The 14,734-nt window shown below is 58.5% G+C and carries 14 protein-coding genes; 10 read left to right on the forward strand and 4 right to left on the reverse strand.

Annotation, left to right across the window (positions count from 1 at the left end; translation table 11 throughout):
- Positions 1 to 13: 13 nt before the first annotated feature.
- The 6 genes from BUB72_RS03690 (at position 14) to BUB72_RS03715 (ending at position 7,375) form a co-directional block, all read left to right on the forward strand.
- Entirely contained in the window at positions 14 to 1,402 is a 1,389-nt protein-coding gene (locus BUB72_RS03690) for an NAD(P)/FAD-dependent oxidoreductase (protein ID WP_073140837.1), read from the forward strand.
- Positions 1,395 to 2,630, forward strand: coding sequence for an NAD(P)/FAD-dependent oxidoreductase (locus tag BUB72_RS03695; protein ID WP_073140838.1), 1,236 nt, complete (start codon positions 1,395 to 1,397; stop codon positions 2,628 to 2,630). The genes BUB72_RS03690 and BUB72_RS03695 overlap by 8 nt, the downstream gene beginning before the upstream one ends.
- Before the next feature lie 185 nt (positions 2,631 to 2,815).
- On the forward strand, positions 2,816 to 3,952 hold the full coding sequence (locus BUB72_RS03700; RefSeq protein WP_073140839.1) for an extracellular solute-binding protein: 1,137 nt from the start codon (positions 2,816 to 2,818) through the stop codon (positions 3,950 to 3,952).
- 115 nt (positions 3,953 to 4,067) lie between these two features.
- On the forward strand, positions 4,068 to 5,180 hold the full coding sequence (locus tag BUB72_RS03705; protein ID WP_073140841.1) for an ABC transporter ATP-binding protein: 1,113 nt from the start codon (positions 4,068 to 4,070) through the stop codon (positions 5,178 to 5,180).
- Positions 5,181 to 5,186: 6 nt separating this feature from the next.
- The gene (locus tag BUB72_RS03710) at positions 5,187 to 6,116 is read left to right on the forward strand and encodes an ABC transporter permease (RefSeq protein ID WP_245814713.1); all 930 of its coding nucleotides are present in this window, start codon (positions 5,187 to 5,189) and stop codon (positions 6,114 to 6,116) included.
- Positions 6,113 to 7,375: an ABC transporter permease gene (locus BUB72_RS03715; protein ID WP_073140843.1), complete on the forward strand. Its 1,263-nt coding sequence runs from the start codon at positions 6,113 to 6,115 to the stop codon at positions 7,373 to 7,375. Before BUB72_RS03710 ends, BUB72_RS03715 begins: the two co-directional genes overlap by 4 nt.
- Before the next feature lie 41 nt (positions 7,376 to 7,416).
- Here BUB72_RS03715 and BUB72_RS03720 read toward each other — a convergent pair whose 3' ends face one another.
- From BUB72_RS03720 to BUB72_RS03730, 3 genes are read right to left on the reverse strand one after another with little or no spacing between them, the layout of a single operon-like run.
- Positions 7,417 to 8,076, reverse strand: coding sequence for a GntR family transcriptional regulator (locus BUB72_RS03720; protein ID WP_073140846.1), 660 nt, complete (start codon positions 8,074 to 8,076; stop codon positions 7,417 to 7,419).
- 2 nt (positions 8,077 to 8,078) lie between these two features.
- A complete protein-coding gene (locus tag BUB72_RS03725) occupies positions 8,079 to 9,083 on the reverse strand; it encodes a Gfo/Idh/MocA family protein (RefSeq protein ID WP_073140849.1) in 1,005 nt (334 codons plus the stop codon).
- Complete coding sequence (locus BUB72_RS03730; RefSeq protein ID WP_073140851.1) at positions 9,080 to 10,168, reverse strand: isocitrate/isopropylmalate dehydrogenase family protein; 1,089 nt, start codon at positions 10,166 to 10,168, stop codon at positions 9,080 to 9,082. Before BUB72_RS03730 ends, BUB72_RS03725 begins: the two co-directional genes overlap by 4 nt.
- A gap of 86 nt (positions 10,169 to 10,254) precedes the next feature.
- Between BUB72_RS03730 and BUB72_RS03735 the strand changes: the two genes are divergently transcribed.
- Genes BUB72_RS03735 through preA form a run of 4 tightly spaced genes read left to right on the forward strand, consistent with a single transcriptional unit; the run spans position 10,255 to position 14,076 of the window.
- Positions 10,255 to 10,545: a putative quinol monooxygenase gene (locus tag BUB72_RS03735; RefSeq protein ID WP_073141668.1), complete on the forward strand. Its 291-nt coding sequence runs from the start codon at positions 10,255 to 10,257 to the stop codon at positions 10,543 to 10,545.
- Positions 10,542 to 11,339 carry an N-acyl homoserine lactonase family protein gene (locus BUB72_RS03740; protein ID WP_073140854.1) on the forward strand — a complete coding sequence of 266 codons (798 nt, stop codon included), beginning with the start codon at positions 10,542 to 10,544 and terminating at the stop codon, positions 11,337 to 11,339. Before BUB72_RS03735 ends, BUB72_RS03740 begins: the two co-directional genes overlap by 4 nt.
- Positions 11,340 to 11,396: 57 nt before the next feature.
- Entirely contained in the window at positions 11,397 to 12,770 is a 1,374-nt protein-coding gene (locus tag BUB72_RS03745; RefSeq protein ID WP_245814715.1) for an NAD(P)-dependent oxidoreductase, read from the forward strand.
- A 1-nt stretch (position 12,771) separates the two neighbouring features.
- A complete protein-coding gene (gene preA, locus BUB72_RS03750; protein ID WP_073140856.1) occupies positions 12,772 to 14,076 on the forward strand; it encodes an NAD-dependent dihydropyrimidine dehydrogenase subunit PreA in 1,305 nt (434 codons plus the stop codon).
- A gap of 2 nt (positions 14,077 to 14,078) precedes the next feature.
- Here preA and BUB72_RS03755 read toward each other — a convergent pair whose 3' ends face one another.
- On the reverse strand, positions 14,079 to 14,699 hold the full coding sequence (locus tag BUB72_RS03755) for a TetR family transcriptional regulator C-terminal domain-containing protein (RefSeq protein ID WP_073140858.1): 621 nt from the start codon (positions 14,697 to 14,699) through the stop codon (positions 14,079 to 14,081).
- Between the last annotated feature and the right edge of the window lie 35 nt (positions 14,700 to 14,734).

Raw genomic sequence — 14,734 nt, forward strand, 5'->3', positions numbered from 1 at the left:
TTTTGCCTCCGTCTTGGACCAATCACTGTTTGATGTGGTGGTGATCGGCGCTGGTGTGGTCGGCTGCGCCGTGGCGCGACGGTTCACTTTGGAAGGCGCGCGGGTTGCTGTGCTGGAAAAAGGCACCGACATTCTGGACGGTGCCAGCAAGGCAAACAGCGCGATCCTGCACACCGGCTTTGATGCCCCCGAAGGCTCGTTGGAACTGGCCTGCATACGCGACGGATACGCGGAATATCAGGCCATTCGCGACAGCTTGGGATTGGTGCAAGACAATGCGGGGGCCTATGTCGTGGCATGGACCCAAGACGAGCTGCGCAACCTCGAAAGCATCAAGGCCAAAGCGCATCTCAAAGGTGTGACTGATGTCGCACTGGTCGACGCGGAAACCTTAGGCGCGTGGGAACCAAACCTCAGTCGGAACGCTTTGGGGGCGGTCCACGTTCCGGGCGAAAGCCTCATTGATCCGTGGTCCGCGCCATACGTCTATCTGCGACAAGCAATGGAGAACGGCGCGAAGGTGTTTACCTCTTGCGAGGTTGCGGAGGGCACGTTTGATGGGGAGGAGTGGCGCGTTGTGACGACAAAAGGAACTCTCCGCGCGCGCCATGTAATCAACTGCGCTGGGTTATACGGGGATGTCGTGAATCGAGCGTTGCTGGGCGCGGCGCAGTTCGAAATTAAACCGCGTAAGGGGCAGTTTGTTGTGTTCGACAAGGCTGCCAGCGATTTGGTGTCTGCGATCATTTTGCCCGTTCCCAGCGAGACAACCAAAGGGATTGTCGTGTTCCGCACGGTGTTCGGAAATCTGGCCGTCGGCCCGACCGCCGAGGAGCAGGACAGCCGCACTGACGCCTCTACCGATGATGAGACCCTGAAGGCTTTGATTGCAGATGGTATCGCCAAAATCCCCGCATTGAAGGACATGCCAATAACGGCGACCTATGCGGGTCTGCGTCCGGCATCCGACCAGAAAGAATACCGCGTCAGTGCGACGTCAGAGCAGAACTGGATCACCGTGGGCGGCATCCGTTCGACCGGTCTTAGCGGCGCGTTGGGGATCGCGCGGCACGTTTATGGCTTGTACGAAAAAATGGGGGCATCGCATGACAAGCTGCCTGACCCTGTAGTGCCCAAAGCCAATATGTTGTCCGAGGCTGGCCCACGCGACTGGAAGCAAGACGGCGCGGGCGAGGTGGTGTGCCACTGCGAATTGGTCACAAGGCGCGAAATAGAGACCGCTTTGCATGGCCCGTTGCCTGCACGGTCGTTGGCAGGTCTGAAGCGGCAAACCCGCGCCACTATGGGGCGGTGTCAGGGGTTTTACTGCTCGGCGCGGCTGGCAGAACTGACCGATGGCTGTTTCGTGTCGGCGATGGCTGAGCGTCTTTCTCATGAGTGATGTCGATGTGGCAATTATCGGCGGTGGCCCCGCCGGGCTGGCCGCCGCGAGTGCGCTGAAATCCGCAGGAGTGGAGCGAGTCGTCGTGCTGGAGCGCGAAGCAGAGGCGGGCGGTATTCCGCGCCATTGCGGACATCCGCCCTTTGGGTTGCGGGAGTTCAACCGCATCATGACCGGCCCGACCTATGCAGAACGCCTTGTCGCGTCGGCACAGACTGCAGGCGTTGAAATTCGCACGCTTACGACCGTTGTAGAAGCCCGCGCGCAGGGCAAGCTGCGGCTTGCCACACCAACTGGAGTGACTGAACTCAACGCAAAACGGGTGATCCTCGCCACCGGTGTGCGCGAAACCCCGCGATCCGCGCGGCTGGTCTCTGGGGCCCGTGTCTCGGGCGTTCTGAATACGGGCGCGCTGCAATCCATGGTGTATCTCAAGAACCGCCGCCCGTTCCAGCGACCGGTTATCTTCGGCAGCGAACTCGTCGCCTTTTCGGCCATCCTGACCTGCCGCCATGCCAGAATTCGCCCTATCGCAATGATCGAGGCCAACAAGCACGTCACAGCGCGCTGGCCTTGCGCATTGTTCCCAAGGCTGGCCGGTGTGGCGCTCCACACGGGAACGCGCTTGGTTGAAATTCTGGGCGACACCAAGGTGGAAGGCGTCGTCGTCGAAGACGCCAAGGGGCAAATTAGTCGTCTTGAGTGCGATGGCGTTATTCTCAGCGGGCAGTTCACGCCGGAGGCGGCACTTGCCCGTAGTGGTCATCTGCTGGTTGATCCGGCAACTGGTGGTCCGCAGGTCGATCAATGGGGACGGCTATCCGACCCCACATATTTCGCCACAGGAAATGTTTTACGCCCCGTCGAGACGGCCGGATGGAGTTGGTCAGAGGGAGGGCGGACCGGTCAATGGGTCGCTCGGGACCTTGCGGGACTATTGCCAGAATCCGAACCATCTGTAAGGGTTTCGGTGAACGACCACCGTCTGCGCTTCGCCATGCCTCAAAATATCGTTTTATCACAAGACGTCGGAGGTATGAGAGACATTCAACTTCGTGTTGCTCAACATGTCGATGGGGACTTGATTGCGGAGTGTGACGGCAAAAAGATCTGGGGGCGGAAACTGCGTGCCGGCCCTGAACAGCGCGTACTTGTGCAAACGCATGAAATTGCGGCAGCATGCGCCGGACGAGATGTAGCGCTTAGAATATCGGAGCCCGCCGATTGACTGAAAATGCGATGCGTATCACCCTCTGCGGGGCAAAAAGAGGGGCAATTGAGCGCCATCGGGCTGTCACAGTGGGGCTAATGTAACAAAAGTGACATCAAAAACCCTGTAGATAACTGGGTATGAAAATTGCGAAAAGCACGACATCCTGTGGTGCTCCAACTATTCCGGGAGGGAATAACTTTATGAAAAACACTCGAAACACGTTGAGCCGCCGCGCGGTCCTCAAGTCCGGTGCGGTCGCTGGTGTGGCCGCTTTGGCAACGCCCGCACTGGTGTCCAAGGCATTTGCGACATCCGGCGAGATGACCCTGATGGACTGGTCTGATTACTGGCCCGAAGACATGCTGGCAAATTTCACCGCCGAGACCGGCATCAAGGTGAATTACATCGGCATCGGCTCCAACGAAGAGCTGATCAACAAGATGAAAGCCTCGCAAGGCTCCGGCGCTGATCTGATCGGCCCGACCAACAACCGCTCGTTGCAATGGGGTCCGTTAGAACTTCTGCAACCATTCGACATGACCCGCATTCCAATTGACGCGGCAAACCCCGCAATGGCCAAAATCGGTCCGGACGCTTGGGATTTCGGTGGCAACACCTGGATTCCACACATCTGGGGCACCGAAGGCATGTCCTGGCGTGTCGACAAATGGTCGCCAGCCGATGCGTCTGGTGTGCCAAGCTATGGTGAAATCTGGTCTGAAGAGAACGCGGGCAAAACCATGATCCGTGCGCATTCCGGCATGCTGTGTGCAGGCCTCTATATGGAAGCGTCCGGTGAAATGGATCCGGGTTCTGTCTGGGCCGCCTACGAGTCCGAAGAGAACATGCGCAAAACCTGGGGCATGATCGCCGACTGGTGCATCGCACGCAAAGCCAACCTGAAGCTGATCTGGAACGACGCAGATACGCAGAAAAACGGTCTGCTGAACGATGGCGTTGTTGTCGGCCAGACATGGGATGGCCCACCTCTTGCGCTGAAAACCGCAGGCGAGCCTGTGACCTACCAAGCACCGGCAGAAGGTGCGATGGCGTGGGTTGACGGTCTGGCGATGCCAAAAGGTGCGAAGAACATTGATCAAGCCTACGAGCTGATCAAGTTTGCCTTTGATCCGAAGAACGCAGGTCCGGCCATCGACCAGCACGGCTACAACTCCCCGATCCTCGGGGCGGACAAACTGGCGGGCGAAGCTTATGCGAAAAACTTCGCGGAAGCCTATCCGGGCGACGCTTTGGCCAATCTCAACGCATGGCCAGCAGAAGCGCCTTGGTACGCCGATGTGCGCACGGAGTTTGTGAACAAGTTCCAAAGCGCATGAGCGTAAAACACTTTGGTCCGGCGGCATCCTTGATGTGGCCGGACTGCAAGGGGAAAACCCCGACCAAGGGCTCGGTACAGGGCTCGGAATAAAACTGACAACGGGGAATGACTACATGAGTTCTGGTGTAGCGGTTGATCTTGAGAACATCACGATCAGGTTCGGCGACTTTACGGCCGTAAAAGATGCAAATGTGAATATCAACGGCGGCGATTTCTTTTCTTTCCTTGGGCCATCGGGCTGCGGGAAAACGACGATCTTGCGCGCTGTGTCCGGCTTCCTGGAGCCAAGCGAAGGTCGTGTGTTGATTGGTGGCAACGACATGGCAGGGATCGGCCCGAACAAACGCCCGACCGCGTTGATCTTCCAAAATCTCGCACTTTTTCCGTTGATGAAGGTTTGGGAGAACATCGCGTTTTCCATGGAGGTCGCGGGCGCCAGCGCTGCCGAGCGCCGCAAACGCGCCGACGAACTGCTCGATATGATCGCCTTGGGCGGTCAAGGCGACAAGCTGCCAAGCGAGCTGTCCGGCGGCCAAAAGCAACGCGTCGCCATCGCACGGGCGCTCTGTGCGAACCCTGATGTGCTGCTCTTGGACGAGCCGCTTTCAGCGCTTGATTTGAAGCTGCGCCAACACATGCGGACCGAATTGCGTGAAATCCAGCAGCGGGTTGGGATCACCTTTATCTACATCACCCACGATCAGGGCGAGGCCTTGACCATGTCCGACAACGTGGCCGTCATGAAGGCGGGGGTGATCGACCAGATCGACACCGGTCACAATATTTACGACGATCCCGCGACTCCGTTTGTGGCTTCTTTTGTCGGTGAAAACAATGTCTTCCGTGGCAAGGTTAAATCTGTCAGCGGCAATGAGGCGGTGATCACCACGAACCGCTCCGGCGATCTTCTCACAAGAATTACACCCGCTCAGGTTGGCAAACTGGCCGTGGGTGACGACGCAATGATGTTCATCCGACCCGAGGCGCTTGAGCTTGCTCCACGCGACGCGGACAGCAAAACCACGATTTCAGCCAATGTGATCAACGAAGAGTTCGAGGGCAATTCGTTTAGCGTCTTCCTAGAAGGCGATGGTGGCAAGCAGATCAAGATGTCTGTTCCCAATCTGGGGCAGGATCGCATCTCGGTGCGGGGCGAGAACCTGTCGCTGCGCTACGATGCGTCGAACGCCGTCACGATGCCCGCGGGCGAACTGGCGTCGGAGTAGACGTCGATGAAAAAGAAAATGATCTTCTCCGACTTCTTCAAAAACAACGGCGTTGTCATGGGCTGCCTGCTGATCGGGCTAGTGTCCTTCTGGCTGATCTTCCTGATCATCCTGCCGCAGCTGTCGATGCTGGATTACTCCTTCCGCTTCAACCTGCCACCCGCCGAGGTGGGCGGCCCGAAAGATGTCTACACGCTAAGCAATTATCAACATCTGATCTACGGCTCGGATACGACGCATCAGACCTACAACACAGTCGATCTTAAAGTGTTCGTGCGCACGATTATTGCGGCGATGCTGGTCACCATCTTCAACATTTTCCTGTGCTACCCGTTGGCGTATTTCCTAGGGCAATCCAAAGGCTCCGGCTTTGTGCGTCTGCTGGTTGTGCTGCTGATCATCCCGTACTGGATCAACGAAATCCTACGGGCCTTCGCGCTTAGAATTATCTTCGGAGACAGCGGGTTGCTGAACGAAGCGCTCATGTTCCTGCACCTGACCAGCGAGCCGATCGACTTCATTCGCCAAGATATCGCCCTCTATGCGGGGCTTGGTTATGCCTACATCCTGTTGATGCTGTTCCCGATGTATAACGTCATCGAAAGCCTTGATCGCAACCAGATCGAGGCGGCGCGCGACATGGGAGCCAGCTGGATGCGCATTCACCGCCGTATCGTTATCCCGCACGCAAAACCCGGCATCGTGTCCGGCGCGACGATGGTGTTTATGTTGTCTGCGGGTGCGTTGGCCGCACCGCAAATTTTGGGCGGGCCAAGCAGTCTTTGGTTCACGCAGCTGGTCTATCAGTGGTTCAACGACTCGCTGAACTGGCAGCAGGGTGCGGCTTACGCGATCGTCTTGTTGGCCTCCACGATCATCATCGTTTTGACGGTGATGAAGATATTTAAGGTCAACATGGGGGACATTGGCAAATGAGTTCCGCCAACCTTATCCGCATCGCCCTTGGTGCCTATCTTCTGATCTTCTTTAGCTACCTTCTGGGCCCGCTTGTGGTGATGAGCCTCACGGCCTTCAACTCCTCCAGCTTCCCGACCGTGTCGCCATGGGCCTGCTTCTCGTATGAGTGGTTCGACGTCCTGTTCAACGACAAGCACATCCGCGACGGCATCTACTACAGCATCGTCATCGGCATCGGCACGGTCATCCTGTCGGTCTCTATGGGGCTGGCAGCGTCAATCGTATTGACGCAAGTGTGGCCCAAATTACGCTCGACCTACTATACGATGATCATTGCACCGATCCTTATTCCCGGCGTGGTGCTGGGCATCTCGACGCTGGTGTTTTGGGATCGGGCAGGGGCCTTCCTTGGTGCAACGGACGGGTCGTTCCTGCACGGGCTGTTCCACAACGGGATATTCCTGACCATCCTTGGCCAATCCTCCTTCATCGCGTCCTATGCGATGTTGGTGTTCGTCGCTCGCCTGCAACGCTTTGACACCGGCCTGACCGAAGCCGCGTTGGACTTGGGCGCGACCCACACCCAAGCATTCCGCAAAATCCTGCTGCCTTTCATGCGTCCGGCCATCGCGTCGGCCTCCGTGCTGGCGTTCCTCGCGTCGTTCGAGAACTACAACACCACCACCTTCACCATCATCGACTACAAGACCCTGACCACCGTGCTGGCGCAAAAGGTGCGATTGGGGATCAACCCGTCGATCTCGTCACTGGCGTTTATCATCATTGTGCTAACGATCTTTGCCGCGCTGGCTTTCGAGGCGGCCAACCGCAACAAAGAACGCAAACTGGCTGTCCGGAAAGGTAAGGCATCAGCTGAGAAATCTGGTGTGCTGCCCGGCTTCATGACAGGTAACCCTGCTGCGATTGTTTTGGTTTTGCTCGCCTTCGTGGTGATCGTCCTTGTTGGCACCGCGCAGAAATATAGCCCTGAGGCGTGCAAAATTCAGGTGCGTGAGGCCAAGCAGGTTGAAATCCAGCAGCGGATCAAAGAGCTTCGCGAAGCGCGTCGTATCAAAGACGAGGCGAGGGCGGCCGAAGAAGCCAAGCAACCAGCGCAGGCTCCGGCGAACGCACCGCAGAACAGCGGTGCCTTTGGCAACGTGTTCGCGCCGGGCAATCTGTCCGAAGAGGAAGCTCCGGCGTCAGACCCTGCACCAAGCTCCGGAACGGGTGCGTTTGGCAATGTGTTCGATCCCAACAACCTGAACAGCGAATGAGCGGGTCGGGCTGCACTCAAATGCGGGCCAACCATACCGCGTTATAGCCGGTGCAACCCCAGATCACGGATGAGTCCGGTCAGCAGCGTTCGTGCTGCGTAGCGGTGCGCGCGGTGCAGGTCTCTTGCGCGCGCAGCATCACCGATCTGGATCGCGTCGAGCACCGCGCGGTGGTCTGCGTTGGACTTAACCGGCAGCGGGCGCAGCGGCAGCGTCATCATCCGCGCCCGTCGAACCTGGTCGGTATAGCGCGCGACGATTTCGATCACCCGCGCATTGCCCCCCAACCGCACCAATTCCGTGTGAAACCTGTCATCAGCCTCTGCCCAAGCGGTGCGGTCGTTATCCGTCAGCGCCGCGTCCATAGTATCAATGCAGTTTTGCGCGATCTGTAGATCGTCAGCGGTATAACCACGCTCCGCAGCGCGGGCGGCAGCGAGACTTTCCAGCTCGCACAAAACGTCATAAATATCGGCCATATCCTCGGCTGAGATCGGACATATACGGACGCCACGTCGGGGTTGCACATCCACCAATCCTTGCGCTTTCATCGTCAACGCTGCCTCCCGGACGGGTGTTCTGGACATGCCCAGCCTGTCCGCCAGATCAGCCTCAAAGTGGTTTGATCCGGCGGCAAGTTCTCCACTGAAGACCATCTCCCGCAAGCGGGAGAGTGCCTGTTCGGTTTGTGATTGCCCCATGTCTAAATCTCCACACGCGTGCCGGTTTCGGAGGAGCGATAAATCGCTTCCTCAACCTCGCGCACAAACAGATAGTCCGCCGCCACATTTTCAAAGGGCTGCCGGTTCGTAAGTCCTTCTAGAACATGCCGCTGCAACGCCAACACGCAATCCCCGCCAAAACCGGACCATTCGCGGGCAGGAAGGATAGTGTCGGTCCTCACCTCGCCAAAGCGGCGCAGATGCAAAGCTCCGTCACCTGTCAGCGAGAGCGTACCTTCGGTCCCTTCAAACAATCCTTCACCCAAGGTCATCCGGTGGTTTTCGGCAGCGTGGTCCAACAACCGGTTGCCGTCGAACAGGGCGCGGCGGCCTTCAGGGAACTCGAACAGAATGTGCCCCGCATCTTCGCCGGATATCGTAGGGTTCAATCGACGCAGGTCGGCGTAAACTGCGGTGGGGCGGCCAAACAGGAACCGGAATGTATCCACCCAATGCACCGCCGTTTCATGAACCAGCAGGCGCGGCATGGTTTGAAAATATGGCTGTCGGTCCTGATAGGCATCCGGCCCTTGTCCGTCCCCTGTGCGCAGCCGGAATGTTAGCTGCAATGGCGTTCCAATATCGCCGTCGTCCATGAGCTTTTTGGCGCTGCGGTACCAAGGTTGGAAGCGGAAGTTTTCATGAATAATGACGGGGATGCCTGCCGAAGCTGCCAGTTCCGTCACCTGACGCGCCTCCTCAAAGGAGGAGCAAAACGGTTTCTGGCAAATGATGGCCTGCACTCCAGCTGCAATCCCCGCTGCGACCGCGCTGGCGTGGCTGGGGGGCGGTGTAATGATATCCAGAACATCGGGTCGCACCGCATCCAGCATCGCGCTTAATTCGGTGAATGCAGGTGCGCCAGTGCCTTCGGCTTTGGCAAAGTTGTGATCGCACGCGCCCACAAGCTCGACACCTGAAAGGCGTCGCCAAGCATCATAGTGGAACTGCGCGAAGTAGCCCGCGCCAAGACACGCAACCTTCATGCCAAGCGCGCAGCAATCGCGGCTGCGGCCTCTGCCGTGGTTGCGGTACCGCCAAGATCGCGCGTCACACCTTCGCGGTCCGCGATTGCGGCCTCCACCGCCTCGCGCAGCCGTATCCCGTCGGCGGCCATTTCTGTGTTGCCATGGGTTTCGCCCAACCAGTCGAGCATCATCGCGGCCGAAAGGATCATCGCGAACGGGTTGGCAATCCCTTGCCCCGCAATGTCGGGGGCGGAGCCGTGGCACGGCTGGAAAACCGCATGATCGTCGCCGATATCCGCGGACGGGGCCAGCCCCAAGCCGCCCATAAGACCTGCGCCAAGGTCTGACAGAATGTCGCCGAACATGTTCTCGGTGACCATAACGTCGAAGACCCATGGCTTTTCGACCATCCACAGGGCCGTCGCGTCGACATAGGCGTGATCTGATGTCAGGTCGGGGTGGCGTGCGGCCTCTTCGTCGAAAATCTTGCGAAAGAAGGCGAAGGCCGCGAAGACATTCGCCTTGTCCACGCAGGTGACGCGACCGCTGCCACGCCCCGCCGCCTTGCGCGCTTTCGCCAACGAGAAGGCAAAGCGGAACAGTTTCTCGGAGGTCGCGCGGGTGATCTTCAGCGTCTCATACGCGGCGGCGTCATTGCGCACATCGCGGGTGCCTTGGGAATGGAACAGGCCTTCGGTGCTCTCGCGGATCAGAACGAAGTCCACCGCTCGCCCGCCGTTGAATGCCAGCGGCGTGGGTTGACCGGGGACGATGCGCACAGGGCGCACGCCTGCATACAACTGCAACTCCTTGCGGATTTCAATCTGCGGGGAAATTTCGGTGCCATCAGGGTAGCGCACGGAGGGAAGCCCCATCGCGGATAGCAAGATCGCGTCGGCGGTGCGTGCGGTCGCCAAAGAGCTGGCGGGCAAGCTTTCGCCATGCTCTGCATAATGAGCGGCACCGGCCGGCACGGCATCAAAAACAAGGCCATAGGTCTGCGATGTTTTCGCGATGTCTGCCAGCAGGTCGACGGTCGGTTGCATGATTTCTGGCCCGATGCCGTCGCCGTTGAAAACCGCAATCTTGAAAGTCTTTGTCATTGTTCGTTGTATCCGGCTTTATGAATGGACGTTTCGACCCTTAATAACGTATACGTTAACGTATGCAACAATCCAAGGACTATCCCATGTTTGCCCTCGCCGTGACCTTCGATATCGTTCCTGCCGACCTTGATGCCTTCAAGGCGGCTATGCTGATCAACGCGAAAGCCTCCTTGTCGACCGAACCGGGATGCAGGCAGTTCGATGTATGTATGGACCCCGAGCGTCCTTACGAAATCTTCCTTTACGAGATTTATGACGACGAGGCGGCGTTCGATGCCCACACCAAAACCGCGCATTATGCCACGCTCCAGTCGACGACCAAGGGGATGGTGAAAGACAAAAACGTTCGCTTCTTCAAGGAAGTTCACCAATGACCGAGTGGCAGGTCCATGCCCTCAAATACGCGGACCGGAACAGCCGGACGCGGGCAGACAGCTTTATCTTTGACGACAACCATGATGCGCCTCATGCGATGGACTACTTCATCTGGGTGTTGCGGCGCGGGGCAGAGGTGATCCTTGTCGACACCGGATACGATGCCGGTGAAGCCGCGCTCCGCGACCGTCCCATCTTGCGTGATCCGCGCGAGGCGCTGGCAGGGATAGGGTTGAGGGCAGAGGACATCACCCAACTCGTCGTGACCCATCTGCATTATGACCATGCCGGCGGCTTGCACCTGTTCCCCAACGCGACAATTCACCTGCAAGAGGCGGAAATGGCCTACGCCACTGGCCCCTGCATGTGCCACGATACGCTGAAAATGCCGTTTACGGCGGATCACGTCTGCGAAGCGGTCAAGCGCGTCTATCAAGGGCTCTGCGTCTTTCACGACGGGGACGGAGAGGTCGCGGAAGGGGTCACGGTGCATTGTTTGGGCGGCCATTCGCGCGGCCTGCAAGCGGTCAGGGTGCGCACAGAGGCAGGGTGGTTGTGCCTTGCGTCTGATGCGGCGCATTACTACGAAAATGTATTTGAAAAGAAGCCATTCCCGATCGTTGTTGATCTGCAAAACATGCTCGATGGCTTCACGCGATTACATAAGCTGGCGTCCGAACGCTCCCTGATAATACCGGGCCATGATCCGCTGGTGACGACGCTGTTCCCGCAGGATGGGCCGGACTATTGCTGGCGGCTGGATTGCGGGCCGGGCAAGGGCTTCGACTTGTAGAATTTCGCCATGTCGAAATTTTACCAGTTGATAAAATTTTTAACTGTGGCACTCTGAATGGGCAAGTTGACGCAGCCCGGAGAGACCATGCCCGACGCCACGCCCCTGACACCCGGTATCACGTCCGGCCGACTGAGTGCCGAGACTCTTTCGCAAAATTTCGACGATCTGCATCCGGCCTATGCGCCGCACGAGGCCGCCGTTGCCGCGGATCGTTGCTACTTTTGCCACGATGCGCCGTGCATCACGGCATGCCCCACGGATATCGACATTCCTTTGTTCCTGCGGCAGATCCAGACCGGCACGCCGGAGGCTGCGGCCAAGACAATCCTGAGCCAGAACATCCTCGGCGGTATGTGCGCCCGCGTGTGCCCGACCGAGACCTTGTGCGAGGAAGCCTGCGTTCGCGAAGCGGCGGAGGGCAAGCCCGTCGAGATTGGCCGCCTTCAACGCTTCGCCACGGACACGCTGATGCGGGCAGGCAAGCATCCCTTCACCCGCGCGAAGTCGACCGGAAAAAGCGTCGCGGTCGTCGGGGCAGGGCCGTCGGGTCTGTCTTGTGCGCACAGGCTGGCGATGCACGGCCATGATGTTGTGCTGTTCGATGCGCGCGCAAAAGCGGGCGGTCTGAACGAGTTCGGGATCGCGGCCTATAAATCGACCGACGGTTTTGCGGCGCAAGAGGTCGACTGGCTTCTGAAGATCGGCGGGATCACCGTCGAGACGGGGCAAAGGCTTGGTCAAGAATTGAGCCTTGATGAATTACAAAACGAATACGACGCGGTGTTTATCGGCATCGGGTTAAGCGGCGTGAACTCCCTGCGCGCCGCCGGCGAGGAGAGAGAGGGCGTATCTGACGCCGTCTCTTTCATCGCTGATTTGCGTCAGGCGTCAGACTTGTCGGGGCTGCCTGTTGGGCGTGATGTTGTTGTGATCGGGGGCGGGATGACCGCCGTCGACGCCGCCGTGCAATCCAAGTTGCTGGGCGCGCAGAATGTGACCATCGTTTATCGACGCGGGCAGGACCAGATGGGCGCCTCGCGGTTCGAACAAGACTTGGCAACCTCTAAAGGCGTGCGCATCGTCGCCAACGCACAACCTGTCGCAATTCACGGCAACGGCGCAGTGGCCGAGGCGGAGTTCGAGTACACCACGACAAAGGACGGTACGCTGAAAGGCACCGGTGAGACCTTCCGTATCAAAGCGGACCAGTTGTTCAAAGCCATTGGCCAGACGTTGGAAGGTGCACCGGAGGCATTGAAACTCGATGGTCGCAAGATCGCGGTGACCGGGGCAGGACGCACCTCGGTAAAGGGTATCTGGGCCGGTGGCGACTGTGCGTCCGGCGGGGACGATTTGACCGTGACAGCGGTGGCCGAAGGACGTGATGCGGCGGAAGACATTCATTCCACATTGATGGGAGGCAAGTAATATGGCCGATCTCACGACAGAATTTCTGGGTATCAAAAGCCCCAACCCGTTCTGGCTGGCCTCCGCGCCGCCCACGGACAAGGAATACAACGTCCGCCGTGCTTTCGAGGCGGGGTGGGGTGGCGTCGTCTGGAAAACGCTGGGCATGGAAGGCCCGCCGGTCGTCAACGTCAACGGCCCGCGCTACGGCGCGATCTATGGTGCCGACCGCCGGTTGCTTGGCCTTAACAATATCGAGCTGATCACCGACCGCCCGTTGCAGACCAATCTCGAAGAAATCAAGCGCGTCAAAGCCGATTACCCTGACCGCGCAATCATCGTGTCGCTGATGGTGCCCTGCGAGGAGCAGGCGTGGAAAGACATCCTGCCATTGGTCGAGGAGACCGGCGCTGACGGGATTGAGCTGAACTTCGGTTGTCCGCACGGCATGTCGGAGCGCGGCATGGGGGCGGCAGTTGGCCAAGTGCCCGAATACATCGAAATGGTCACCCGCTGGTGCAAGCAGTACTACTCCAAACCGGTGATCGTAAAGTTAACCCCGAATATCACAGATGTGCGCAAACCTGCGGCTGCTGCGATGCGGGGCGGGGCGGATGCGGTGTCGCTGATCAATACGATCAACTCGATTACCGCGGTGAATCTCGACACAATGAGCCCTGAGCCCAGCATTGACGGCAAAGGCTCGCATGGCGGCTATTGCGGTCCGGCGGTGAAGCCGATTGCAATGTCCATGGTGTCCGAAATTGCCCGCAATCCCGAAACTCACGGCCTTCCCATTTCTGGGATCGGCGGGGTCACCACATGGCGCGATGCGGCGGAATTCATGGCCCTTGGTTGCGGCAATGTGCAGGTGTGCACAGCCGCCATGACCTACGGGTTCAAGGTGGTTCAGGAAATGATCTCCGGCCTGTCCGACTGGATGGACGAGAAGGGCCACACCTCCATTCAGGACTTTGTCGGAATGGCCGTGCCGAATGTCACTGACTGGCAGTACCTGAACTTGAATTACATCGCCAAGGCCAAGATTAGTCAGGACGATTGTATCAAATGCGGTCGCTGCTATGCGGCCTGTGAAGACACGTCGCACCAAGCGATTTCCATGTCCGAGGATCGGGTGTTCGAAGTGATCGACGCGGAATGCGTGGCTTGCAATCTGTGTGTGGATGTTTGCCCCGTGGAAGATTGTATCACGATGGTGCAAATGGCCCCCGGCGAAGTCGACCCACGGACCGGTAAAGTGGTCGAAAAAGAATACGCCAACTGGACGACGCACCCGAACAATCCCGGAGCCTGCGCTGCTGAATAGCCTTATGGGGTCAGTATCTTAAGGAAGATTTCGCGAAGATAGGCGGGGGCCGCGTCAAACGGCTCCTCTTCCCCCAACACAGCGCGCACTTGCACGTCAAAATCGGCATAATGCTGGGTCAAAGACCAGATCGAGAAAATCAGATGGTAGGGATGCACATCGGCAATCTTGCCCTGATTTGTCCAGTCGCGGATCACCGCGACTTTCTCATCAACCAGTTCTTTTAGATCGCCTTTCAGCGCCTCAAGAATGCGCGGGGCGCCTTGCACGATCTCGTTGGCAAACAGCCGGCTTTCACGCGGATAAAGGCGGCTCATTTCCAGCTTGCGGTCAACGTAAGCCAGCAATTCGGCGATGGGCTCACCGCTGGACTCCAACGCGCGCATCGGGTCAAGCCATGTGTCCATAAGACCGGACAGCAATTCGTTGTGGATGGCTTCCTTTGACGGGAAATAGTACAAAAGGTTGGGCTTCGAGAGCCCCGCCTCGGTGGCAATCTGGTCCAGAGTCGCACCGCGAAACCCGTGAGTCGAGAACACCTCCAACGCGGCCCCTAAAATCAGGTCGCGGTTGCGTTGTTGGATGCGCGTGCGCGGGCGCTTGGCGTCTTGTCCGTCTGGCATGAAGAAATGCCTCTTTCGTTCGCATTTGCCGCGTT

Source organism: Litoreibacter ascidiaceicola, from assembly GCF_900129235.1.
In the GTDB taxonomy this organism is placed as follows: domain Bacteria; phylum Pseudomonadota; class Alphaproteobacteria; order Rhodobacterales; family Rhodobacteraceae; genus Litoreibacter; species Litoreibacter ascidiaceicola.

What these genes read in the sequence shown, in the direction of transcription:
- BUB72_RS03695 (WP_073140838.1), top strand. Translation starts at nt 1,395, where the DNA reads ATGAGTGATGTCGATGTGGCAATTATCGGCGGTGGCCCCGCCGGGCTG.
- BUB72_RS03700 (WP_073140839.1), top strand. Translation starts at nt 2,816, where the DNA reads ATGAAAAACACTCGAAACACGTTGAGCCGCCGCGCGGTCCTCAAGTCC.
- BUB72_RS03705 (WP_073140841.1), top strand. Translation starts at nt 4,068, where the DNA reads ATGAGTTCTGGTGTAGCGGTTGATCTTGAGAACATCACGATCAGGTTC.
- BUB72_RS03710 (WP_245814713.1), top strand. Translation starts at nt 5,187, where the DNA reads ATGAAAAAGAAAATGATCTTCTCCGACTTCTTCAAAAACAACGGCGTT.
- BUB72_RS03715 (WP_073140843.1), top strand. Translation starts at nt 6,113, where the DNA reads ATGAGTTCCGCCAACCTTATCCGCATCGCCCTTGGTGCCTATCTTCTG.
- BUB72_RS03720 (WP_073140846.1), bottom strand. Translation starts at nt 8,076, where the DNA reads ATGGGGCAATCACAAACCGAACAGGCACTCTCCCGCTTGCGGGAGATG.
- BUB72_RS03725 (WP_073140849.1), bottom strand. Translation starts at nt 9,083, where the DNA reads ATGAAGGTTGCGTGTCTTGGCGCGGGCTACTTCGCGCAGTTCCACTAT.
- BUB72_RS03730 (WP_073140851.1), bottom strand. Translation starts at nt 10,168, where the DNA reads ATGACAAAGACTTTCAAGATTGCGGTTTTCAACGGCGACGGCATCGGG.
- BUB72_RS03735 (WP_073141668.1), top strand. Translation starts at nt 10,255, where the DNA reads ATGTTTGCCCTCGCCGTGACCTTCGATATCGTTCCTGCCGACCTTGAT.
- BUB72_RS03740 (WP_073140854.1), top strand. Translation starts at nt 10,542, where the DNA reads ATGACCGAGTGGCAGGTCCATGCCCTCAAATACGCGGACCGGAACAGC.
- BUB72_RS03745 (WP_245814715.1), top strand. Translation starts at nt 11,397, where the DNA reads ATGGGCAAGTTGACGCAGCCCGGAGAGACCATGCCCGACGCCACGCCC.
- preA (WP_073140856.1), top strand. Translation starts at nt 12,772, where the DNA reads ATGGCCGATCTCACGACAGAATTTCTGGGTATCAAAAGCCCCAACCCG.
- BUB72_RS03755 (WP_073140858.1), bottom strand. Translation starts at nt 14,699, where the DNA reads ATGCCAGACGGACAAGACGCCAAGCGCCCGCGCACGCGCATCCAACAA.